The sequence below is a fragment of the Kitasatospora sp. NPDC059599 genome (assembly GCF_042735125.1).
Lineage (GTDB): Bacteria > Actinomycetota > Actinomycetes > Streptomycetales > Streptomycetaceae > Kitasatospora.
The window spans coordinates 1-22,393 of record NZ_JBHWCL010000103.1 but is presented as its reverse complement, the minus strand read 5'-3'; the positions used below and the strand labels follow the sequence as shown (position 1 = coordinate 22,393).

The following is a 22,393-nucleotide window of genomic DNA, read 5'->3' as shown; positions in this document are numbered from 1 at the left end:
CCGGACGCCGTCGGGACGGCGCCCGGGAGCGGGGACGCCGCTCGACGGTCCGGCGGCTCCCGGCGGACACTGGCAGGAACGGAGCCCCCGGCGCGCCCGGCACCACCGGGTCACCCCGCCGGCGCCGCCCGGAGGCTGCTCCGCCGCGGAGAGGACCACGGTGGCCGACGCCGAACCGCGCCGCTGAGACGCCCCCACGGAGGTGAGTGATGAGCGAGAGTGCCGAACGACCGGCCCCGGTCGTCGGGGGAGTGGGCGTTTCTCCGGCCGCCGGGACCGCCTCGGGCCGGGCGGTGCGGCACACCGGGGGCGGCGCGGATGCCGTGACCGGCCCGGCGGCCGACTACCGGGCGGTGTTCCGCGCCCTGCCCGGCATGGTCGCCCTGCTCTCGCCGGACCTGGTGTACGTGGACGCCAACGAGGACTTCGTCCGGATGTCGGGCCACAGCCGGGACCGGCTCGTCGGCCGGTACCTGTTCGACGTGTTCCCCGACAACCCGAAGGACCCGACCGCCACCGGTGCCCGCAACCTGGAGGCGTCGCTGCGCAGGGTCCTGGCGACCGGTGAACGCGACACCATGGCCCTGCAGCGCTACGACGTCGAATCGACCACCGTGCCCGGCGAGTGGCAGGAACGGTACTGGAGCCCGGTCAACGAGCCCGTCCTCGACGCCGACGGCCGGGTGGTGCTGCTCGTCCACCGGGTCGAGGAGATCACCGAGCTGATCCGGGCCCACGGCCTGCCGGAGGGCAACCGCGCCCGCGTCCTGGAGGCCGAGCTCTACACCCGTGCCCGCGAACTTCAGGAGGTCAACGAGCGCCTGCGCGCGGCGCACGCCCGGGAACGGGAGGTCGCGCTCGCGCTCCAGGAGGCCATGCTGCCCGCGCCCAGACCGCTCGGGCACCACGACGCCGCGGTCCGCTACCGGCCGGCCGTGGGCACGCTCAACGTCTGCGGCGACTGGTACGACCTGGTCGAACTCCCGGGCGAGCGCATCGCGGTCGCCGTCGGGGACGTGGTCGGCCACGGGCTGCTGGCCGCCGGTGTGATGGGCCAGCTCCGCAGCGCCCTCAGCGCCGCCTCACGGGTCGCCGCCGGACCGGCCCAGGCCCTGGAGGTCCTCGGGCTGTACGCCCGCTCCGTCGACGGCGCCGAATCCACCACCGCCGCCACCGCCTTCGTCGACTGCGCCGCGCGGACCGTCACCTACAGCAGCGCCGGGCACCCCCCGCCCGTCCTGGTCCGCGGCGACGGCACCGTGGAGTTCCTCGACGGCGCCACCGACCCACCGCTCGGCGCCCGCCCCGAACACCGGCCCCGGCCGGAGGCCGTCACCGGCTACGCCGAGGGCGACACCCTCGTCCTCTACACGGACGGGCTCGTGGAACGCCGCCGGGAGGACATCGACACCGGCCTGGGCCGGCTCGCCCGGGCGCTCTCCGACAACCGCCACGCCGACCCCGGCGCGCTCGCCGACCGGGTCCTCTCCGCGCTGCTGCCGCCCGGCGGCGCCACGGACGACGCCGCGCTGATCATCGTCCGGCTGTGACCCGGGCGCTCCGGCGGGTTCGGACGGCGTACGGACGGTGGGCCGCGAACACCGAACGGGCCCGCTCCACCTGGTCCACGGTGGGTGCGCGGCGGCGTTCGACCGCTCCCCGGCGCAGGAGGCGCCGTCACCGGAGCCGAACAGGTACCGCGCAAGCGCTCACCCGTGTCCCGGCGCTGCGGCCGGACGTCGCAACAGTGTCGATCCGCTCGGTCGACGCCGCTCGGACCCGCGGGTCGGACCCGCGGGTCGGACCCGCGGGTCGGGCGGCACTCGCGGCCCGCAGCAGCCCGAGGCGGTCCTCACGGCCCGGTGCCCTCACCCCCACGATGCGCGTCGACGGCCCCGACGGACTTCGGCGGCGACCCGCGGCACGGCATCGACGACAGCCTGGCCCAGGCCCTCACCGATCGAGACGTCGGCACCCTCGACCGCGACGATCCGCAGTTCGTGCGGCAGTCTGTCGAGCGCCGCCGCCAGTGCGACTCCGTGTCCGAGGCCCAGACCGTGGGTGCCGGCCGCCCGTCCCCCGCCCGCCGGCGGGTCGGCGAGCGGGTGACACCGACCTGCTCGGCGGCGGACGGGAGGCGCCGCCCGGCCGGGCCCGCGCCAACAGCCGGGTGCGGACCGAGGAACTCGACCCGGCGGCTTGCTGGGCCAAGCTCAACCCCGGCGGCGTCGGCCGCGTGCTGTTGACGGCACCGCGCGGCCTGGTGGCGCTGCCCGTCAACTACCGCGTGCTGGACGCGTCCATCCTGTGCCGCACGGCCGAGGAGGGCACCCTCGCCCGGTCCGCGGGCAGTGAGGTCGCCTTCGAGGTCGACCGGCTGGACGAGGTTTTCACCACCGGCTGGAGCGTCCTGGTGAACGGCATCGTCTCGGCCGTCCCCGAGCAGGAGGCCGTGCGCTGGTTCGAGCGGCACGCAGATCCGCGCCCCTGGGCGGGCGGCGTCCGTGACACCTGGATGCGCATCAAGCCGACCGGCATCAGTGGCCGGATCATCCGCCCGGAAGGTCCCCCCGTCATCGGGTCCGAGTTCGAGCCATAGGGGCTTGACGGCCTTCGGTCGACCTCGGCACCGTCCGGTGGGGCCCAGTGGTGGGCCGAACGGCCCTGCCGCCCCGCGCCCGGCCGCAGTCTGCTGGGAACAGAGGCCCGTTCCACCGCCCCGTACCTTCCGCCACACCGGCGTCCGCGGGCTGCCCGCGGGCGACGACGGCCGCCCGGTCGGCCAGGCCACCGTCGACCACCTGCCGCGCGGCGCCGTCCAGCGGCACGACGGCCTGCCGGTCCCGGTATCCCGAAGTGCCCTGCGGGACACAGTCGCGGGACTGCGACCCCATCCGACACCACACCCTCCGGAGGAGACCATGGCCGGCGAACCCCACAGAAGACTCCCCTTCGGGAACCGATGGCCCTCGCTCCCCGACCTGTTCGAGGCGTTCCCCACCGAGTTCCGCACGCCGCGCGGCGAGCACGTGATCCACATCGAGGAGTCCGGGGCCGACGGCGTCTACCAGCTCGGGGCCGAACTCCCCGGCGTCGACCCGGACAAGGACATCGCGATCAGCATCGACGACGGCGTCCTGACGGTCCAGGCCGAACGTACCGAGGAGAAGAAGGACAAGCAGCACTCCGAGTTCCGCTACGGCTCGTTCAGCCGCAGCATCCGGCTCCCCGCCGGAGTCCGCGACGAGGGACATCACCGCCTCGTACGACCAGGGCGTCCTGACCGTCCGGGCGCCGATCGGTGAGGTCGCGAAGCCCGCTCGCACGATCCGGATCGACCGGGGCGGTTGAACCCCGTGGCCGGGCCCGGACACCCGCCCGGGCCCGACGAGCGCAGGAGGCGACGATGACCACGAACACCCCGACACCGATGCGCACCAAGCGGTGGACCCTGCGTCTCGACCTCTTCGAGGAAGGTGACACCACCAAGGTCCACGCCCTCCTCGACACTGGCGACAACACCTTGAAGACCCGCACCACCGCCCACCGCAATCCCCACGACCCGCCCGTCCCCGAGATCGGTCCTGCGCGCCGGCCGCGTCGACTCGGCGGAGAACGACCGCTCCGGCGCGGGCTGAGCCGACAGTGCCCCGCAGCGGGGAAGGAGATTCGGCCGTGACGGCCCCGGCCGCCTATCGCCCGGTCCGGCTGACAGGGATTCCGGACACTTCCCTGTCACGCTGGCTGTGGCTGGTGAAGTGGGCGCTGGCGATCCCCCACGTCCTCGCCCTGCTCTTCCTGTGGATCGCGTTCGTCCTGGTCAGCGTGATCGCCTTCTTCACGATCCTCGTCACCGGGCGCTACCCGCGCCCCCTGTTCGACTTCAACCTGGGCGTGCTGCGCTGGACCTGGCGAGTGTCGTTCTACGCGTACGGCGCGCTGGGCACAGACCGCTACCCTCCGTTCAGCCTGAGCGAGGAACCGGACTACCCCGCCGTCCTCGACGTGGCCTACCCCGGGCGGCTCTCCCGCGGGCTGGTCCTGGTGAAGTGGTGGCTGCTCGCCGTCCCGCACTACCTGGTGATCAGCGTGCTCACCGGCGGCTCCCACGGCGGATGGACCGAAACCGGCTTCATCGGGCTGCTGGTGCTGATAGCCGCCGTCGCCCTGACGTTCACCGGCACCTACCCCCGCGACCTGTTCGACCTGATCATCGGCCTCGACCGCTGGGTCTTCCGGGTCGCGGCCTACGCCGCCCTGATGACCGATGAGTACCCGCCCTTCAGACTCGACCTGGGCGGCCCCGACCCCGGGGGCCGCGGAAACGCAGACGGGAGACCGTGATGAACGCGGCGCAACCGGTGCCGGCCGAGACCGGGGCCTGGGTGGTGGCCCGCCCCGGGCCGGTCGACGGAACCCGACCGGGCCCGTTGGCGTGGGAGCGACGGCCGGTGGACGCGCCCGGACCGCACGAACTCCTCGTGGAAGTGGAAGCCTGCGGAGTGTGCCGCACCGACCTGCACCTCGCGGAAGGCGACCTCGCCCCTCACCGCGCGAGGTGCACGCCCGGGCACGAGGTGGTCGGGCGGGTACGGGCGGCCGGCCCGGAGGTCCAGGGGTTCGCCGTCGGGGACCGCGCCGGAGTCGCCTGGCTGGCCGGGACCTGCGGCAACTGCGCCTACTGCCGCAACGGGCGCGAGAACCTCTGCCCCGACTCGCGCTACACCGGCTGGGACCGGCACGGCGGCTACGCCGGACACCTGACCGCCGACGCCCGCTTCGCCTACCGTCTGCCCGAGGGCCCGCCCGCCGAGGAACTCGCCCCGCTGCTGTGCGCAGGGATCATCGGCTACCGGGCCCTGGAGCGGGCCGACCTGCCGCCGGGCGGGACCCTGGGCATCTACGGCTTCGGGGCGTCCGCGCACCTGACCGCGCAACTCGCCCTCGCCAGGGGCGCACGCGTCGCCGTGTTCACCCGGACCCCCGCGGCGCGACGCCTGGCGCTGGAACTCGGCGCCCACTTCGCCGGCGACTCGTACGACCCTCCGCCGCGCCCGCTGGACTCCGCCATCCTCTTCGCCCCGGTCGGCGAACTCGTGCCCGTCGCCCTGGCGGCCCTCGACCGCGGCGGCACGCTCGCCGTCGCCGGGATCCACCTCACCGACATCCCGACGCTCGACTACCGGCAGCACCTCTTCCAGGAACGCACGCTGCGCAGCGTCACCGCCAACACCCGGGCCGACGGCGTGGCCTTCCTCGCCGAGGCGGCCCGGATCCACCCGGTCGTCCACCTGACCCGCTACCCGCTGCGAGGGGCCGACGCCGCGCTCGCAGACCTCGCCGCGGACCGGGTCACCGGTGTGGCCGTACTCGTCGCGGAGTAGCGGACGACGGAACAGAGGCACAGCGGAACAGCGGAACAGCGGAACAGCGGAACAGCGGATCAGCGGAACAGGCGAACGGGCCGACGCCGCCGGGCGGTTCCGGACCGGGATCCGTCAGTACGGGAGGTTCCGAGCGGGCCGCCCACTGGTGTGCGACGCGGTGTTCCCGTCGTGCCGGGCCGTCGACGGCGGCGGCACCCGGCCGTCGCGGGCACCCGGGGCGGGACCGGCACCCGGGCCGGGACCGGCAACCGGGGCGGGCCGCCCCTGCAGGCAGGCGCGGGCGCACGCCAAGAGCAGGGCGGCGCACCGCAGATGGTGGTTGACCACGGGGACCGGGGTGCCGCGCAGGCGGTCGGCGGTGTGCAGCGCGGCGGCGGCCTGCTGCAGCAGCTCGCCGGTGCGGTGTATGGCGTGGCCCCGGTCGCTGGCCCGGTACTCCTTGGCCAGGGCTTCGGCGGCGTGGGCGAGTTCGCCGACACCCGGGTCCTCGACCGGTTCGGCACCGAAGAACTCCAGCGCGTACGCCAGTTCTGCCAGCCGGGCGCTGCGGCGCCTGTCCCACCACGTGCTCACGCTGCGATCATGCACCACGACGCGCCGTGGTGGGTGCGGAATCGGCCAACTCCCCCGCACCGGCGCCGACTCGGCGGCCCACTCCCCCGTCGCCCGGACGGGACGCCGGCTGCGGCCCACCGCCCCCGGCGATCACCGGTGCGGCGCCCCGGTGGTACGTTCACCGACACTGCACCGGAGGGGAGCGCAAGCCGATGGACAACGAACTGCGGCAGGCAGCCGTCGCGGCGCTCGGCGCACTCGGGCGAAGCCACGACTACCGCGACCGCGCGGATGCCGGGCAGGGCCTGGCCGGGTTCGCCGAACTGCCCGAGGCCGTCGGGCCACTGCTGGAGCTCGTGCTCGACCCGGGTGACACCTTCGTCACCCGGCAGACCGTACGGGCCCTGCTGCGCCGAAAGGACCAGGCCGGGCTGGCCGTGGTCGTCTCCGCGCTGGCCGTCGCCGACGAGAACCACGCCGACTGGATCCACACCGCCGTCGACGACGTGTTCGGCGTCTTCGCCGACGACCGGGACGCGGCGATGCGGCTGTGCGAGGAGATCTCCCGGGACGCCGTCGGCGACGGTCCGGCGCGGGCGGCCCGTCGACTGCACCTGATCCTGGCCGAGATCGACCCCGTCCTCGGGCCCGCGCGGCACCCGTAGGCCGCGGGCCGGTCGGAACGGCGGAACGGCGGGACTGCGGTGTTCGGATGCCGGTGATGAAGACGTCGAGGGCCTGGGTCACGATGTCGATCGGGTGCGCGAACGACCTCTCGTCTCGGCGTGCTCGCCGGACTGCGCGACGTCCTCCGACGGCGGCCGGCTGCCCGGTGCGGTTCCAGCGGCGCGTCACGGGCACCGACGTCCGCGTGCACACCGTCGCCGACGAGGTGTTCGCCACCCGGATCGACACCGACCGGGTCGACTACCGCTACGCCCGGCACGACGGCGGCCGGGTCCCGGCGCACTCGCCGTGCGGCCGGGACCCGGGGCGCCGTGGTCAGCTCAGGGTGCGGACCGCGGCGGCGTCGTAGGAGCGCAGGTCGGCGAAGCGGCCGGAGAGGACCTTCTCCGCCCACTGTGGGTCCTGGAGGAGGGCGCGGCCGACGGCGACCAGGTCGAACTCGTCGCGCTCCAGCCGGTCGAGCAGGTCGTCGATGCCCTGGACCGGGGCGCCCTCGCCCGCGAAGGCGCGGATGAAGTCCCCGTCGAGGCCGACCGAGCCGACGGTGATGGCGGGGCGGCCGGTGAGCTTCCTGGTCCAGCCGGCCAGGTTGAGGTCGGAGCCGTCGAACTCGGGGACCCAGTAGCGGCGGGTCGAGGCGTGGAAGGCGTCGACCCCGGCCTCGGCGAGCGGGGAGAGGATCGCCTCCAGCTCCTGCGGGGTCTCGGCGAGGCGGGCGTCGTAGTTCTCCGACTTCCACTGCGAGTAGCGGAAGATCACCGGGAACTCCGCGGAGACGGCCCCGCGCACCGCGGCGACGAGCTCGGCCGTGAACTTCGTCCGGGCGACCGGGTCGCCGCCGTACGCGTCGGTGCGGCGGTTGGTGCCCGCCCACAGGAACTGGTCGAGCAGGTAGCCGTGGGCGCCGTGCAGTTCGACACCGTCGAAGCCGATCCGCTCGGCGGCCGCGGCGGCCTCCGCGAACGCGCCGATGACGGCGTCCAGGTCGGCCCGGGTCATCGCCCGGCCCGTCCCCTCGGTGCCGTCGAGCCGGATGCCGGACGGGCCGACGGCAGGGGCGTCGGCGAACGGCGGGTCGCCCTGCTTGCGCACCATGCCGATGTGCCAGAGCTGCGGCACGATGGTGCCGCCCGCCGCGTGGACGTCCTCCGCGACGCGGGCCCAGCCGGCCAGCTGCTCCTCGCCGTGGAAGCGCGGGATGCTGTCGCTCTGCCCGGCGGACTCGTGGCCGACGTAGGTGCCCTCGGTGACGATCAGGCCGACGCCCGCGGCGGCGCGGCGGGCGTAGTAGGAGCGCACGTCCTCACCGGGCACGCCGCCCGGGGAGAACTGGCGCGTCATCGGCGCCATCACGATGCGGTTGGGCACGGTCAGCCCGTTGATCGTGACGGGCCGGGACAGGATCTCGGCCGCGCGGGAGGCGGAACGGTCGGCGGCCGCGGCGGGCTCGGTGACGGTCATGGGGGTTTCCTCGCGGGTAGCGGTGGTGTGCGCCGGATCGAAACGGTTGCCCGTGCCAACCGCCCCGGCGGCCTCCGCATTTCGCCGACCGTGCCGACCTCGCCGTGATCCGTGCCACACCGGCGCCGGGCACCCCCGCCGGCCCTGGCAGGGCGGCGTTCCGTCCCGCCGGTCGCGCGGCGGGTCAGCCGCGCGCGGTGGTGGAGCCGGTGCGGGTCCGGGTGGGTTCGGTGGTGCGCAGGCGTTCGATGTGCTGCCGGGTCAGGTCGCGGGCGCGGTCGAGGAAGTCGGTGATGACGTCGAGCTGCTCGGGGCCGAAGTGCGCGAGCACCTCGCTGCGGGCGCCGTCGACCAGCGGGCCGATCAGTTCGTGGGCGCGGGTGGCGGCTTGGGGGGTGGCCCGCACGACGGACTTGCGCCGGTCGGTGGGGTGGGCGGCGCGGGTCAGATAGCCCGCGCGTTCGAGCCGGTCGAGCATCGTGGTGACGCTGCCGGTGGTCAGCCCGAGCCGGTCGGAGAGGTCGGTGGGGGAGGATTCCTCCACCTCCCGCAGGAGGATCTCCAGGCACCGCAGGTCGGTCTCGTTGACACCGAGAACGCGGGCGCATTCGCGGTCGAAGTCGTCGACGGCCGCCTGGTAGGCCTCGACGCTGTCGTTGAGCCGGGTTTCCCCGGCGGTGCGCTCGTCGTTCAAGGCGTCGTGTCCCCCGGGGCCGGTTTTGCTGGACATTCAAGATACCTGGCTTCCGTGATGGCCCGTGGCCGCGTGCCGGGCCCCGGCCGGGCGGGGCGGGCACCCGGGCCGGCGGGGCGGGCACCCGGGCCGGCGGGGCGGGCACCCGGGCCGGCGGGGCGGAACGGGCACCCCTCGGGCGGGCGGGGCGGCTACGCGTCGCCGCGGTAGGCGGACAGCTGGTCGAGGAACCTGTTCCTCAGCGCCGGGACCCTGCTCGTGACGCTGAAGTAGCTGCGGGCCCCGAACAGGGCCAGGCGGCCGATGCCGGGCCGGTAGAGCGGGTCGGCGGCGGTGGTGCCGTTCTGTCCGAGCGAGTCGGCGACGCGCCGGAAGCCGTAGGGGATCATCTCGGCCTCGTAGTCGCCGACCGCCTGCAGCAGGGGCTTGTGGCCGTTCGCGGCGGCCGTCACCTGGCGGCACAGCAGCGCGGCGTCGCGCAGCGCGGTGTTGGCCCCCACGCCCTGGCCGGGGGTCATGGTGTGGATCGCGTCGCCGAGCAGGGTGATGTTGGTGGTCTTCCAGGGCTCGACCGGCTCGGAGGTCGCGATCTTGAGCGGGAAGGCGGTCTGCGGGTCGGACAGCTCGAAGATCCGGCGCAGACCGGGGTGCCAGTTGCGGGTCGAGGCGAGGATCGTGTCGATCAGCTCCCTGCCGCGCTGCCGGGTGACGTCCGCAGGGAAGCTCTCGTGCCGGCTCCAGACCGAGAGGTTGAGGTAGTCGCGGGTGTTGTCGAACTGCAGCCCGGACCAGTCGTCGAGCAGCGCCCGGTCGGCCGGGTCCTTGGGGTTGCCGTCGGCGTCCCACTTGAACTCCATCGAGTGGAGCATGCCCATCATGCCCTTGGTCCCGAAGATGAGGGATATGCCCTCCAGGGCCTCGGGCGGGACCAGTGCGCGGGTCTCGGGGGTGAGCGCCGTCTTGGTCGCCAGCGCGGTGATGCCGGTGTCCTTGACCCGGGCGTGCGGCAGGAACTGCTCGCGCACCTTCGAGCGCGAGCCGTCGGCCGCGACCAGGAGGTCTCCGGTGGCACTGGTGCCGTCAGCGAAGTGGGCGCGGACCCCGCCCCCGGGGATCCGGTCGTAGCCGATGAACTCCTTGCCGTAGTGGACCACGTCGTCCATCCCCGTGAAGAGCACCTGGCGCAGGGTGGAGCGGGAGACGGAGCGCTCGGCGTCGACCGCGTCCTCGGCCTCCGGCAACCGGAAGGTGGCGGTGGTGCGCATCGACTGCGTCAGCACGTTGAAGCGCCGCGGGTCCCTGGCGCAGGTGGCGACGAAGGTGTCGAACAGCCGGGGCGGCAGGCAGTCGTGCAGCGCCCGGCTGCCGGTGGGGTCGATTCCGACCCGGTAGCCGTACAGGCCGTCGCTGCGCGACCCGTAGCGCTCGTAGACGGCGACCGACACGCCGGCCTTCTTCAGGCCGTGGGCCAGGCACATCCCTCCGGTGCCGCCACCGATGATCAGTACGTGCACGGGCAAAACTCCTTTGAAAGCCATGCCTCTTGAAGTTCAAGATAAATATAGCTTGGAGTCCGAGACACTTGATTGTCAAGCAATCTGGCGCGGCGCCTGCCGACCGGGGACGGGAGCGGCCCCCGGATCGGCGGCATCCCGCTCGGCGCGATCGATCAGGCCGCGTACGAGGAGCACGAGGCCCGGCTCGAAACGGGCGACACCCTCGTGATGTCCACCGACGGGCTCGTCGAACGGCGCGAACCGTTCAGCGGGCCGCGGCGGGAGGGGGCAGGCGCAGGTCCGCCAGGTCCGGGGGGACGGGCGAGTCGAGGCGGAAGAACGGCGCGGACTCCCCGTCGGTCGCGGTGGCGGGTGCGTCGGTGAGCCGGAAGCGGTCCCGCAGCCGGCCGTAGAAGTCCGTGGGCCGGAGACGGATGAGCCGCACGCGCTGCGGGGCCCGGTAGACGCCGATCCAGTCACCCGGGTCGATGATCCCCCGCGGCTGCCCGTCGATGCTGACCGCGGCGCGGCCGGAGTGCGGCAGGATGCGCAGCGCAATCGGTTCGTCGGGGGCGGCGACGACGGTGCGGTTGAAGGTCATGTGGGCGGCGATCGGGGTGAACACCACCGCGTCCATGTGCGGGGAGAGCACCGGGCCGCCGGCGGCGAAGCTGTACGCGGTCGAGCCGGTGGGCGTGGCGACGACGAGGGCGTCGGCCGAGTAGGCGGCCAGCAGCCGGCCGGAGATGTAGACGCCCGCGCTGAGCTGGTGGTCGCGGGCGAGCTTCTCCACCACCACGTCGTTGAGGGCGTTGACGTCCAGGGCCACGCCCCAGCCGTCGCCCGCGGTGTCCTCCGGCCGCACCTGCGGCGGCGGCAGGGCGGGGCCGCGCCCGTAGCAGAGGAAGGCCTCCATCTCCGCGGGCATCTCCGGCGGCCTGGAGGCGCGCATGGTCAGCGTCATCCGCTCCTCGACCGGGGCGTGCCCGGCGTGGACGGCGTCGAGGGCGACGGTGATGTCGCGGGCCGGCACCTCGGTGAGGAAGCCGACCTTCCCCAGGTCCACGCCCAGCACGCTGGCCCCGGTCGTCACGGCGATCCGGGCGCCGCGCAGGAAGGTCCCGTCCCCGCCGAGGGTGACGACCAGGTCCGGGTCCCCGGCGGCGTGGGCCTCCTCCCGGCCGGAGCGGAGCCGCCCGTCCGGCGACCGGACGTCGGTCTCGGTGCAGGGGACTCCGTGCGCCTCGCACCAGGCCCGCACGACGCGCGCACTGTCCCGCGCGGCGTCACGGCCGTGATGGACGACCAGTCCGACGCGGTGCACGGACATGGGGACCTCACCTTGTCGCCGCGGTGCCGCGGTCCCGCCCGTCGGGGTGCGGTGGCCGCGCGCTCCTACCCGACCCATGGTGGCGCCTCGACGGGCGATCGGCTCGCCAGGGGCGGGTGCCCGCTGACCGCCGGGCGCCCGGCGGTCAGCGGGCGCCGAGCAGGTCCTGCCAGTCGGCGGGCACCCGGCCGGCGGGGCCGGGAACCGGCTGGTCGACCGGATGGTTCCGCGGTGGCGCCAGCTCGGGCCCGGTCTCGAAGTACTCGGACGTGGCGTAGTTCCAGAACCACGCCTCGTCGGGTTCGAAGCTGCGGATCACCGGGTGTCCGGTCGCCTTGGCGTGGGCGGTGGCGTGCTTCGCGAGGGAGTCGTCGCAGCAGCCGATGTGCCCGCACAGGGCGCACCGCCGCAGGTGGACCCACCAGCCGTCGGCCGCGTCGCACTCGACGCAGCCGGTGCCACTGGGCGGTACGAGCGGGCTGACGGCGTTCTCGGGGATCATGGGCGTTCCTCCGGTGGTCGTGCCTTCACGGTAGTCGCCGCCGTCCACACGGGCTTGCCGGGTGCCGCCCGTACCCGGCTCTCCGCGGGGTCACACCGGGAACGCGAGCACCTGCTCGTCGACCTCGTCGGCGTAGGTCCGGCGGCGGCCGTGGTCGGCGCCCTCGACGGGCACGAAACGGCTGGGACGCGGTCCGCGGTGCCGTGCAGGACCAGCACCGGGGTGTCGGTCCTGGGCAGGTCGGCGCGGAAGTCGGTGCGCCTGGTGGCCACGCAGGCGACCTCACCCGTCCGACCGTCCGACGGCCGCGCCGCGCCCTGACGGCGACGGCGCGGCCCGGCCCCGGGTGGGCCCCCGGTCAGGCGTTCCTGCCGCGGGCGGCGACGCGCCAGCGGTCCACGAGTTCGCCGTCGCGGACCACGGCGACGTCGTCGACGAGGTTCACCGCCACGCAGACGTGGTTGGGGATCACCCGCAGCCGCTCGCCCAGCGCGGGGAGGTCGCCGTCGGCGGGCCAGACCACGGTGGCGTGGTGCTCGGACAGCGCCGTGATGCGGGCCTCGGGGTGGTCGATGAGCTGGCCGAAGCCCGTCGCCCAAGCGGGCCGGTCGCCGCCGAGGACCTTGCTGCCCGCGTCCACGACCACCCGGCGGGGTGTGGCCCCGTCCCCTTCGTGCCGGCTGACGACGGTGGCCGCGACCGTCAGGGCGATGTCCTCGACGGCGCACCGGCCGAGTTCCCACTGCTGGGCGTCGCCGAACACGTAGACGCCCGGCCGTGCTTCGGTGATGGCCGAGGTCCCGGTCAGTTCCGCGGTGGGCGTGGAGCCGCCGCTCACCCGGGTGACCTCGAAGCCCGCGGCGGTGAGCGCCTCGGCGGCCTCGCCGAGGGCCTGTTCCTCCTGCGCGGCGGCCTTGGCGGGCATCTGCGGTGCGTAGCCGTGGCCGGGGAAGGTGAACACGCCGGCGACGCGGAGTCCGGCGCGGGCCGCCGCCCCTGCCACCTCCACGGCCCGGGCGGGGCTGACGCCGCTGCGGTGGTGTCCGCTGTCGATCTCCACCAGGACCTCGATCCCGCCGGCCGCGTCCCCGAGGTGGCGGCCCGCCGTCTCGGCCGCTTCGACGGAGTCCGTCCCGATCGCGATCCTGGCCGTCGTGGCGAGCCGGCGCAGCCGTTCCGCCTGCCGGGGCCCGATCCAGAGCGGGTAGGCGATGAAGAGGTCGGTGGCGCCGTGCTCGGCGAAGACCTCGGCTTCGCCGATGGTCGCCACCGTCAACCCGACCGCCCCGGCGGCGAGTTGCCGCGCGGCGATCTCCGGCATCTTGTGGGTCTTGGCGTGCGGGCGCAGCCGCAGGCCCTTGGCGCGGAGCGCGGCCGCCATGCGCTCGATGTTCCGCTCCAGCACGTCCAGGTCGACCATGACGTCCGGGGTGTCGACCTCCACCGGGATTCTGGGCATCTGCTTCCTTTCGGCTCGAATCGCGCCCCCATTCTCGCCCCGGCAAGATCGGCCCGGGCACACCCCCCCCCTGGGCCGGGGACGCCCACGGTCCCGGGACGCCGTCGGCCCGCCCGTCCCCGTGGCGGGGCGGGCGGGCCGGCGGTGTCCTGCGGCCGCGGCGGGCGGCCCGTTACTGCGGCGTCACGTAGGCGCCGGAGATGCCGCCGTCGACGAGGAAGGTGTTGGCGGTCATGAAGGACGAGTCGTCGGAGGCGAGGAAGGCGACCGCGGCGGCGATCTCCTCGGGTTCGGCGAAGCGGCCGAGCGGGATGTGGACCAGGCGGCGGGCGGCCCGCTCCGGGTCCTTGGCGAACAGTTCCTGCAGCAGCGGGGTGTTGACCGGGCCGGGGCAGAGCGCGTTGACGCGGATGCCCTCGCGGGCGAACTGCACGCCCAGCTCGCGGGACATGGCCAGCACGCCGCCCTTGGAGGCGCTGTAGGAGATCTGGGAGGTGGCGGCGCCCATGACGGCGACGAAGGAGGCGGTGTTGATGATCGAGCCCTTGCCCTGGCGCTGCATGTGCGGGATCGCGTACTTGCAGCACAGGTAGACGCTGGTCAGGTTGACCTCCTGGACCCGCTTCCAGGCGTCCAGGCCGGTGGTGAGGATGGAGTCGTCGTCGGGCGGGGAGATGCCGGCGTTGTTGAAGGTGATGTCGAGCCGGCCGTACTCGTCGACGGCCCGCTGGAAGAGGTCGCGCACCGCGTCCTCGTCGGTGACGTCGGCCTGGATGAACAGGCCGCCGACCTCGTTCGCGGCCTTGGCGCCGGTCTCCGCGTCGAGGTCGACGCAGACCACCTTGGCGCCCTCGGCGGCGAAGCGGCGGGCGGTCGCCAGGCCGATGCCGCTGCCCGCGCCGGTGATGACGGCCACCCGGCCGTCGAGTCGCTGGGTCATGGTGATCATTCCTCCGTGGAGATGAAGACGTTCTTGGTCTGGGTGAAGGCGTCGAGGGCGTCCGGGCCGAGTTCGCGGCCGAGGCCGGACTGCTTGAACCCGCCGAAGGGCGTGGTGTAGCGCACCGAGGAGTGCGAGTTGACGGAGAGGTTGCCGGCGTCGACGCCGCGCGAGACCCGCAGCGCACGGCCGACGTCCCTGGTCCAGATGGAACCGGACAGTCCGTACTCGGTGGCGTTGGCGATGCGCAGGGCGTCCTGTTCGTCGCGGAACGGGACGACGGTGACGACGGGGCCGAAGATCTCCTCGGTGAAGGCGGGGTCGTCGTGCCGTACGGGCGCGAGCACGGTCGGCGGGTACCAGAAGCCGGGCCCGTCGGGCGCGCTGCCGCGGATGGCGACGGCGGCCCCGTCCGGGACGTAGGCGGAGACCCGGGCCCGGTGGGCGGCGGAGATCAGCGGGCCCATCTCGGTCTTCTCGTCGGCCGGGTCGCCGACCCGCACGCCGCGCACGGCGGGCTCCAGGAGCGCCAGGAAGTCGTCGAGGACGGATGCCTCGACCAGGATCCGGGAGCGGGCGCAGCAGTCCTGGCCGGCGTTGTCGAAGACGGCGTAGGGCGCGGTCGCGGCGGCCTTGGCGAGGTCGGCGTCGGCGAAGACGATGTTGGCGCTCTTGCCGCCGAGTTCGAGGGTGACGGGCTTCACCTGGGCGGCGCAGCCCGCCATGATCTCCTTGCCGACCCGGGTCGAACCGGTGAACACGACCTTGCGCACGTCGGGGTGGGTGACGAAGCGCCGGCCGACGACCGGGCCGCGGCCGGGCAGGACCTGCAGCACGCCTTCCGGGATCCCGGCTTCCAGGGCGAGTTCGCCGAGGCGCAGGGCGGTGAGCGGGGTGAGTTCGGCGGGTTTGACGATGACGGTGTTGCCGGCGGCCAGCGCCGGGGCGAGGGCCCAGGCGGCGATCGGCATGGGGAAGTTCCACGGCACGATGACGCCGACCACGCCGATCGGTTCCTGGAAGGTGACGTCGATGCCGCCGGCGACGGGGATCTGCCGGCCGAACAGCCGCTCGGGCGCGGCGGCGTAGTACTCGATGACGTCCCGCGCGTTGCCCGCCTCCCAGCGGGCGTTGCCGATGGTGTGGCCGGCGTTGGCGACCTCCAGGGCGGCGAGGTGCTCGCGGTCGGCGTCGACGGCGGCGGCGAAGGCGCGCAGCAGCCGGGCCCGGTCGGCGGGGGCGACCCGGCGCCAGGTGTCGAAGGCGGCGCGGGCGCGGGCGACAGCGGCGTCGGTCTCGGCGAGGCCGGCCAGTTCGACGGTGGTGATCACCTCCTCGGTGGCGGGGTTGACGACCTCGTGGAGGTCCGGTTCGGTCATGGAGCTGTCTCCCTGTGCGTGGAGGTGGTCTGGCCGGCGGCGACCAGGGCCTGGAAGAGGCGCAGGTCCTCGGGGTTCGCCTCGGGGTGCCACTGGACGCCCAACGCGAAGCGTTGGCCCGTGAGTTCGATCCCTTCGACGGTGCCGTCGGCACTGCGGGCGGTGACCTGCAGGCCGGCGCCGAGCCGGTCGACGGCCTGGTGGTGGTAGCAGGAGACCTCGGCGGTCGGCCCGAGGAGGCCGGCGAGCCGGCTGCCCGCCACCAGGGTGACCCGGTGGCGGACGTAGCGGGCGGGGACGATCTGGTGGTTGCCGTCGGGCAGGTGCTGCAGGAGGGTGCCGCCGAGTTCGACGTTGAGCAGCTGCATGCCGCGGCAGACGCCGAGCACCGGCAGGTCGCGGGTGAGGGCGGTGTGCAGGAGCAGGCTCTCCCAGCCGTCGCGGGCGTGGTGCGGCGGGCCGGTGCGCGGGTCGGCGTCGGCCGCGTACCGGGCCGGGTCGATGTCCGGTCCGCCGGCGAGGACGAGTCCGTCCAGGGCGTCGAGCAGGTGGTCGGCGCCGCCGGGTTGCGGTGGCAGCAGCACCGGGGTGCCGCCGGCGCGGACGACGGCGTCGACGTACGTCTGGGGCACGAGGGAGGCGCGCTGGTTCCAGACGGACCAGGCGGCGTCGTCCTGGTAGCTGGTGATGCCGATCAGCGGTCGGCGGCGGTCGTCGCGCGTCACAGCCGCTCGAATCCGCGGCGCCGTTCCCAGTCGGTCACCGCCCTTTCGTAGGAGGCCAGTTCGGTGCGTCCGGCGTGGGTGTAGTGCCGGACGACGTCCTTGCCGAAGGCCTCGGTGGCGACGGCGCTGCGTTCGAAGGCGTCGACCGCGTCGCGCAGGGTGGCGGGCACCCGGGGCGCGGCGGAGGTGTAGGCGTTGCCGGTGAACTCCGGTTCCAGTTCGAGTTGTTGCTCGATGCCGTGCAGTCCGGCGGCGATCAGGGCGGCGACCGCGAGGTACGGGTTGACGTCTCCGCCGGGGACGCGGTTCTCGAAGCGCAGCGACGGGCCGTGGCCGACGACACGCAGGGCGCAGGTGCGGTTGTCGCGGCCCCAGGCGATGGCGGTGGGCGCGAAGCTGCCGGGGACGTAGCGCTTGTAGGAGTTGACGGTGGGGGCGAGCAGCAGGGCGAAGTCGGCGAGGCAGGCGAGCTGTCCGGCGAGGAAGTGCTCCATGGTGCGGGAGAAGCCGTGCGGGCGGTCTCCGGCGAACACCGGGGTGCCCTGGTCGTCGCGCAGGCTCAGGTGGATGTGGCAGGAGTTGCCCTCGCGTTCGTCGTACTTCGCCATGAACGTGAGGCTGCAGCCCTCCTGGGCGGCGATCTCCTTGGCGCCGGTCTTGTAGACGGCGTGGTCGTCGCAGGTGGTGAGGGCGTCGGCGTACTTGAAGGCGATCTCGTGCTGGCCGAGGTTGCACTCGCCCTTGGCGGACTCGACGGTGAGGCCGGCGCCGGCCATGCCGTTGCGCAGCCGGCGCAGCAGGGGCTCGATCCGGCCGGTGCCGAGGATGGAGTAGTCCACGTTGTACTGGTTGGCCGGGGTGAGCCGGGCGTAGTCCTTGTCCCAGGCCTGTTCGTAGCTGTCCCGGAAGACGATGAACTCCAGCTCGGTGGCGGCGTGGGCCTGCCAGCCGTAGCCGGCCAGCCGGTCGAGCTGGCGTTGCAGGATCTGGCGCGGCGAGACGGCGACGGGGCTGCCGTCGTGGTGGACGACGTCGCACTGGACCATGACGGTGGCGGGGTGCCAGGGGATGGTCCGCAGGGTGGCGAGGTCGGGGCGCAGCGTCAGGTCGCCGTAGCCGTTCTCCCAGGAGGAGACCTCGTACCCGTCGACGGTGTTCATGTCGACGTCGACGGCCAGCAGGTAGCCGCAGCCCTCCGCGGCGCCGGGCACGACGTCGTCGAGGAAGTACTCGGCGGCGACGCGTTTGCCCTGGAGGCGTCCCTGCATGTCGGTCATGGCGAGCACGACGGTGTCGACGGATCCGTCGGCGACGCGGGTGCGCAGCTCGTCGAGGGTGAGCCGGGGGCTGGTCATCGGACCTCCAGTTCGGTGTCCAGTGCGTCGGGGTCGGACGGTGCGCCGTGGACGTGCGGCCCGGTGAACCAGTGCCGGGCGGAGGCGAGCCACCAGATGCCGGCGAAGCCGACCACGACGGCCACGGCGATCGGGGTGTAGTTGAAGCTGTCGACGGTGATCGGGCTGGCGGTGGGGAGCATGAACAGGACGGTGATCACCGCGGTCCAGGCGACCGCGACGATGCCGATCGGCCGGCTCCACCGTCCCAGGTGCCAGGGGCCGCGGGTGAAGGCCTCGCCCTGGCGCAGCCGCAGGTACACCGGGATGACGTAGGAGATGTAGAGGCCGATGACGGAGATGGAGGTCACGGCGGTGTAGGCGGTGGTGTTCCAGAGCGCGGGCAGTCCGAGCAGCAGCGCGCCGCCGGTGGCGAGCCAGACCGCGTTGGTCGGGGTCTGGGTGCGCGGGTCGATGCGGTGCCACAGGCGGGAGCCGGGCAGTGCGCCGTCCCGGGAGAAGGCGTAGATCATGCGGGAGTTGGCGGTGACGGAGGCCATGCCGCAGAAGAACTGGGCGCCGATGACGATCAGCAGCAGGACTTCGGCTCCGCCGGCGCCGATCGCGTCGATGAAGATCTGCGCGGGCGGGACCTGGGTGTCGCTGTTGAGCGCGCCGTCGTAGTCGCGGATCGCGAAGGTGATGCCGAGCAGCAGGATCCAGCCCGCCGCCAGGGAGACGGTGATGGCGTTGACGATGCCGCGGGGGCCGGAGCGGGCGGCGTCGTGGGTCTCCTCGGTCATGTGCGCGGAGGCGTCGTAGCCGGTGAGGGTGTACTGGGCCATCAGCAGGCCGAGCATCGCCACGTAGAACTGGTTGTGGAAGCCGGTCCCGTTGACGAACTCGGTGAGGACGAACGAGGCCGAGGCGTGCTGGTCGGGGAGCACGGCGAGGGCTCCGACGATGATCGCGACGCCGATCAGGTGCCACCACACGGACACGCTGTTGAGGACGGCGACCAGGCGCACCCCCAGGGTGTTGAGCAGGCCGTGCGCCAGCAGGATGACGGCGAAGATCTCCATGGTGTGCGCGGGACTGGCCTCGATGCCGAAGCGCAGCGTGAGGAAGGCGTTGGTGAAGAAGGCGGCGCCGAAGTCGACGCCGGCGGTCACCGCGACCTGGCCGAGGAAGTTGAACCAGCCGGTGAACCAGCTCCAGGCCGGTCCGCGGCTGCGGCTCAGCTTGGCCGCCCAGTAGTAGAGCCCGCCGGCCGTCGGGTAGCTGGAGCAGATCTCGGCCATCGCCAACCCGACGCAGAGCGTCAGCAGGCCGACCACCGGCCAGCCCCAGATGATCAGGGCCGGGCCGCCGGTCTTCATCCCCGTCCCGTACAGGGTCAGGCAGCCGGAGAGGATCGAGACGATGGAGAAGGAGACGGCGAAGTTGGAGAAGCCCGACATCGAGCGGGCCAGTTCCTGGGTGTAGCCCAGCTCGCGGAGCCGTTGTTCGTCGGCGGAAACGGGGGCGGTGTCCGCCGGAAACGGTTCGGGGGCAGGGTGGTCGGGTGAGCGTGCGTCGGTCATGGGCACCCCTGGGGGTTGAGGGTGTGCCGGGGAGCACGCGGCCACGACGGCGTGGCACGGGTCGCCCCGGCGGGTTCGACGGTCTGACGGCTCTTCAATGGTCTGGAATCAGTCCATTGGGTGGGTGAGCAGCATCGTTCCGGCTGCATCGGGGCCGCGTCAAGAGCGACGGGGGAACACGTCCGGGAAACCCGTTCGTAGGTACGATTCCGGCGTGGACGTGGACGAAACGCGTGAGCGGGCCCGGCTCGACTGGCAGGCCGGGGCGATCTTCCGCCCGGTCCGGACCGGCAACGCCTTCGAGGAGACCGTCGAACGGCTGCTCCAGGCGATCAAGCTCGGCGTCTTCGGCTTCGGCGACCGGCTGCCCGCCGAACGGGACCTCGCCACCCGCCTCGGCGTCAGCCGGGAGACCCTGCGCGAGGCCCTGCGCACCCTGCAGCAGGCCGGCTGCGTCGAACCCCGCCGCGGCCGCTACGGCGGCACCTTCGTCACCTACCTGATGCCCGCACCGGACGTCGACGACCTGCGCCGCGCGGCCCGCGACCTCGGCGGCGCACTGGAGGACGCGCTGACCTACCGCCAGGTGCTGGAGACCGGCGCCGCCGAGGCCGCCGCCCGCCACCCCCTCACCCCCGACCAGCGCGCCCACCTGGAGAGCCGGCTGGCCGAACTGGAGGAGGCGCCTCCGGAGCAGTACCGCCAGCTCGACTCGCGCTTCCACCTCGCCATCGGCGAACTCACCGGCTCCCCCACCCTCGCCGCCGCCATCGCCGAGGCCAGGATGCGCCTCAACGACCTGCTCAACGCCATCCCCATGCTGGACCGCAACATCGAACACGCCGCCGAGCAGCACCGGGCGATGGTCCGGGCCATCCTCGACGGCGACGGCGATGCCGCCCGCCGGGCCACCGAGGAACACCTCGCCGCGACCGCCGCACTGCTGCGGGGCTTCCTGGCCTGAGACCTCCCGGGACGCGCGGGGAATCGCCGGGGCTCCTGACCGACAACGTTCAAGTAATCAACGGACTCCGGCTTAAGAGCCGCTTATGGTGACAGACATTGACGTGTCCGGGTCCGGGCGGGAGGGTGATGGGCAGCCGGCGCAGCGCGCGCCCGCGGCCCTCCCCCCACCTCCCCCACCGCCCCCCGGAGCCCCCGTGATCACTCGCAGGACCCTGCTCGGCGCCTCCGTCGCGGCCCTGACCGCGCCCGCGCTGTTCGCCCTGTCCCAGTCCGCCGACGGCAGCACCACCCCGCAGCGGCTCGACGTCGACCTCGTCAACACCGTGTCGTCCCAGCCGGTCCACGCCTACGTCCTCGGCCTCGACCCGGCCCAGGGCAACAGCTGGGCCTTCCTGCGCTCCGACGGCAGCACCCTCTACCACCCGCCCTCCCCCGGTGCCCCCGGCGCCCCGCTCGGCGCCGACTGCGCCATCGCCCTGGGAGCACCCGGCGACACCCCGCGGCGGATCCACCTTCCGTACCTCTCCAGCGGCCGGATCTACTTCTCCGTCGGCCGCGAACTGACCTTCCTGATCAACCCGGGCCCGGGCATCGCGCTGCCCTCGGTGAGCAACCCCACCGACCCCAACATCGCCACCGCCTACGGGTTCTGCGAATTCACCTACGGGCCCGACCAGTTGTACGCCAACATCAGCTACGTCGACTTCGCCGCCGTCCCGATCGCCTTCGACCTCACCACCGGCAGCGGGCGGCAGAGCGTCAGCGGACTGCCCGTCGGCGGCCTGGAGTCCGCCGCGGACGCGCTGCGCACCCAGGCCGCCGCCGACGGCGGCGACTGGGCCCGACTGATCGTCCCGGACTCCGCCGGCCGGACCCTGCGCATCCTCAGCCCCAACACGGCGATCAGCGCCGACCCGTCACTGTTCGACGGCTACCTGGACAGCTACCTCACCGCCGTGTGGCAGAAGTACCGGAGCACCGACCTGGTGATCGACACCCAGGCCGGCTGGGGCACCGTCACCGGCCGGGTCGGCAACGGCGTTCTCACCTTCCCCGGCGTCGGCGGCTTCGCCAAACCCTCCACCGCCGCCGTCTTCAACTGCAGTTCGGCACCGTTCACCACCGGCAACGACCTGATGGGCAACCTGAGCGCACGGCTCGCCGCCGCCCTCAACCGCACCACCCTGCTGGACGACCCGCACCAGCCCGACGGCGAGAACCCGGCCGCCTTCTACACCGCCGCGCGCACCAACCACTACGCCCGCGTCCTGCACGCCACCAACCCCGACCACCTCGGCTACGCCTTCCCGTACGACGACGTCCACCCGGCCGGCGTCGACTTCGAGGGCAAGGTGCAGTCGGCGAACCCGACGCTGCTGTCCGTCACCGTCGGAGGCGCCCAGGGCCCGGTCGGCCCCGGGCCGTCACCCCAACCCGGCGGCGGGACCAGCGCCTTCGCCACCATCCGGGCCGAGTCGTGCAGTTCGCAGTCCGGCACCGCGCTGGAGACCTGCGGCGACACCGGCGGCGGCCGCGACGTCGGCTGGATCGCGAACGGCGACTGGCTCGCCTACACCGGCGTGGACTTCGGCAGCTCCGGCGCGACCCGCTTCCAGGCCCGCGTCGCCTCCGGCGCCGCACCCGGCGTCAGCGGACTCGTCCAGGTACGGCTGGACAGCCCGACCGCCGCACCGGTCGGCAGCTTCGCCGTCGGCACCACCGGCGGCTGGCAGACCTGGCGGACGGTGCCCGCCGACATCGCCCGGACCACCGGCACGCACACCGTGTACCTCACCTTCGCCAGCGGGCAGAGCGCCGACTTCGTCAACCTCAACTGGTTCACGTTCGGCTGATCGGCACGGGCCCGGCCGGTCCGGGTCCGTCCGACTCGGTCC

General features: G+C 73.5%; 23 protein-coding genes. 11 read left to right on the top strand and 12 right to left on the bottom strand.

What is annotated here, in order from left to right:
* Positions 1-209: 209 nt before the first annotated feature.
* The 6 genes from ACFV04_RS29610 (at position 210) to ACFV04_RS29585 (ending at position 5,384) form a co-directional block, all read left to right on the top strand.
* Positions 210-1,550 (top strand): PP2C family protein-serine/threonine phosphatase, encoded by a 1,341-nt coding sequence (locus ACFV04_RS29610; protein ID WP_380533683.1) that lies wholly within the window; start codon positions 210-212, stop codon positions 1,548-1,550.
* 620 nt (positions 1,551-2,170) lie between these two features.
* A complete protein-coding gene (locus ACFV04_RS29605) occupies positions 2,171-2,599 on the top strand; it encodes a pyridoxamine 5'-phosphate oxidase family protein (protein WP_380335274.1) in 429 nt (142 codons plus the stop codon).
* 322 nt (positions 2,600-2,921) lie between these two features.
* Positions 2,922-3,305: an Hsp20/alpha crystallin family protein gene (locus ACFV04_RS29600; RefSeq protein WP_380335271.1), complete on the top strand. Its 384-nt coding sequence runs from the start codon at positions 2,922-2,924 to the stop codon at positions 3,303-3,305.
* A gap of 101 nt (positions 3,306-3,406) precedes the next feature.
* Positions 3,407-3,679 carry a dsRBD fold-containing protein gene (locus ACFV04_RS29595; RefSeq protein WP_380335268.1) on the top strand — a complete coding sequence of 91 codons (273 nt, stop codon included), beginning with the start codon at positions 3,407-3,409 and terminating at the stop codon, positions 3,677-3,679.
* Positions 3,676-4,344, top strand: coding sequence for a DUF4389 domain-containing protein (locus ACFV04_RS29590; RefSeq protein WP_380335265.1), 669 nt, complete (start codon positions 3,676-3,678; stop codon positions 4,342-4,344). The genes ACFV04_RS29595 and ACFV04_RS29590 overlap by 4 nt, the downstream gene beginning before the upstream one ends.
* The gene (locus ACFV04_RS29585; RefSeq protein ID WP_380335262.1) at positions 4,344-5,384 is read left to right on the top strand and encodes a zinc-dependent alcohol dehydrogenase family protein; all 1,041 of its coding nucleotides are present in this window, start codon (positions 4,344-4,346) and stop codon (positions 5,382-5,384) included. The genes ACFV04_RS29590 and ACFV04_RS29585 overlap by 1 nt, the downstream gene beginning before the upstream one ends.
* Positions 5,385-5,498: 114 nt before the next feature.
* On the opposite strand, the gene ACFV04_RS29580 is transcribed toward ACFV04_RS29585, so the two are convergent.
* Positions 5,499-5,960, bottom strand: a complete 462-nt coding sequence (locus ACFV04_RS29580) for a hypothetical protein (protein ID WP_380335260.1) — start codon at positions 5,958-5,960, stop codon at positions 5,499-5,501.
* 194 nt (positions 5,961-6,154) lie between these two features.
* On the opposite strand from ACFV04_RS29580, the gene ACFV04_RS29575 reads away from it, so the two are divergent.
* Together ACFV04_RS29575 and ACFV04_RS29570 are read left to right on the top strand one after the other, a co-directional pair.
* Positions 6,155-6,607 carry a hypothetical protein gene (locus tag ACFV04_RS29575; RefSeq protein WP_380533680.1) on the top strand — a complete coding sequence of 151 codons (453 nt, stop codon included), beginning with the start codon at positions 6,155-6,157 and terminating at the stop codon, positions 6,605-6,607.
* Positions 6,608-6,813: 206 nt separating this feature from the next.
* Positions 6,814-6,978, top strand: coding sequence for a hypothetical protein (locus ACFV04_RS29570; protein WP_380335254.1), 165 nt, complete (start codon positions 6,814-6,816; stop codon positions 6,976-6,978).
* On the opposite strand, the gene ACFV04_RS29565 is transcribed toward ACFV04_RS29570, so the two are convergent.
* The 3 genes from ACFV04_RS29565 to ACFV04_RS29555 form a co-directional block, all read right to left on the bottom strand.
* Positions 6,945-8,090, bottom strand: a complete 1,146-nt coding sequence (locus tag ACFV04_RS29565) for an NADH:flavin oxidoreductase (RefSeq protein WP_380335251.1) — start codon at positions 8,088-8,090, stop codon at positions 6,945-6,947. The two genes, ACFV04_RS29570 and ACFV04_RS29565, sit on opposite strands and share 34 nt — an antisense overlap.
* 184 nt (positions 8,091-8,274) lie before the next feature.
* Positions 8,275-8,820, bottom strand: a complete 546-nt coding sequence (locus ACFV04_RS29560) for a MarR family winged helix-turn-helix transcriptional regulator (RefSeq protein ID WP_380335248.1) — start codon at positions 8,818-8,820, stop codon at positions 8,275-8,277.
* A 155-nt stretch (positions 8,821-8,975) separates the two neighbouring features.
* Positions 8,976-10,298 (bottom strand): FAD-dependent oxidoreductase, encoded by a 1,323-nt coding sequence (locus ACFV04_RS29555; protein ID WP_380335246.1) that lies wholly within the window; start codon positions 10,296-10,298, stop codon positions 8,976-8,978.
* Between the two features lie 72 nt (positions 10,299-10,370).
* Here ACFV04_RS29555 and ACFV04_RS29550 point away from each other — a divergent pair, with 72 nt between their 5' ends.
* On the top strand, positions 10,371-10,664 hold the full coding sequence (locus ACFV04_RS29550; protein ID WP_380335245.1) for a SpoIIE family protein phosphatase: 294 nt from the start codon (positions 10,371-10,373) through the stop codon (positions 10,662-10,664).
* Here ACFV04_RS29550 and ACFV04_RS29545 read toward each other — a convergent pair.
* From ACFV04_RS29545 to ACFV04_RS29510, 8 genes are all read right to left on the bottom strand, one after another.
* Positions 10,546-11,610 (bottom strand): NAD(+)/NADH kinase, encoded by a 1,065-nt coding sequence (locus ACFV04_RS29545; RefSeq protein WP_380533677.1) that lies wholly within the window; start codon positions 11,608-11,610, stop codon positions 10,546-10,548. The two genes, ACFV04_RS29550 and ACFV04_RS29545, sit on opposite strands and share 119 nt — an antisense overlap.
* Before the next feature lie 145 nt (positions 11,611-11,755).
* Entirely contained in the window at positions 11,756-12,112 is a 357-nt protein-coding gene (locus tag ACFV04_RS29540) for a UBP-type zinc finger domain-containing protein (protein WP_380533675.1), read from the bottom strand.
* Between the two features lie 358 nt (positions 12,113-12,470).
* Positions 12,471-13,571 carry a D-TA family PLP-dependent enzyme gene (locus tag ACFV04_RS29535; RefSeq protein WP_380533673.1) on the bottom strand — a complete coding sequence of 367 codons (1,101 nt, stop codon included), beginning with the start codon at positions 13,569-13,571 and terminating at the stop codon, positions 12,471-12,473.
* Positions 13,572-13,743: 172 nt separating this feature from the next.
* Positions 13,744-14,511: a 3-oxoacyl-ACP reductase gene (locus ACFV04_RS29530; protein ID WP_350520760.1), complete on the bottom strand. Its 768-nt coding sequence runs from the start codon at positions 14,509-14,511 to the stop codon at positions 13,744-13,746.
* Between the two features lie 5 nt (positions 14,512-14,516).
* Entirely contained in the window at positions 14,517-15,890 is a 1,374-nt protein-coding gene (locus tag ACFV04_RS29525) for an aldehyde dehydrogenase family protein (protein ID WP_380335240.1), read from the bottom strand.
* Positions 15,887-16,615, bottom strand: coding sequence for a gamma-glutamyl-gamma-aminobutyrate hydrolase family protein (locus tag ACFV04_RS29520; RefSeq protein WP_380533671.1), 729 nt, complete (start codon positions 16,613-16,615; stop codon positions 15,887-15,889). Before ACFV04_RS29520 ends, ACFV04_RS29525 begins: the two co-directional genes overlap by 4 nt.
* A complete protein-coding gene (locus ACFV04_RS29515; RefSeq protein ID WP_380533669.1) occupies positions 16,612-17,970 on the bottom strand; it encodes a glutamine synthetase family protein in 1,359 nt (452 codons plus the stop codon). The genes ACFV04_RS29520 and ACFV04_RS29515 overlap by 4 nt, the downstream gene beginning before the upstream one ends.
* Positions 17,967-19,532, bottom strand: a complete 1,566-nt coding sequence (locus ACFV04_RS29510) for an amino acid permease (RefSeq protein WP_380335234.1) — start codon at positions 19,530-19,532, stop codon at positions 17,967-17,969. Before ACFV04_RS29510 ends, ACFV04_RS29515 begins: the two co-directional genes overlap by 4 nt.
* A 220-nt stretch (positions 19,533-19,752) precedes the next feature.
* Here ACFV04_RS29510 and ACFV04_RS29505 point away from each other — a divergent pair, with 220 nt between their 5' ends.
* Complete coding sequence (locus ACFV04_RS29505; protein WP_380335372.1) at positions 19,753-20,496, top strand: FadR/GntR family transcriptional regulator; 744 nt, start codon at positions 19,753-19,755, stop codon at positions 20,494-20,496.
* 196 nt (positions 20,497-20,692) lie between these two features.
* On the top strand, positions 20,693-22,351 hold the full coding sequence (locus tag ACFV04_RS29500) for a beta-1,3-glucanase family protein (RefSeq protein ID WP_380335231.1): 1,659 nt from the start codon (positions 20,693-20,695) through the stop codon (positions 22,349-22,351).
* The last annotated feature ends 42 nt before the right edge of the window (positions 22,352-22,393 follow it).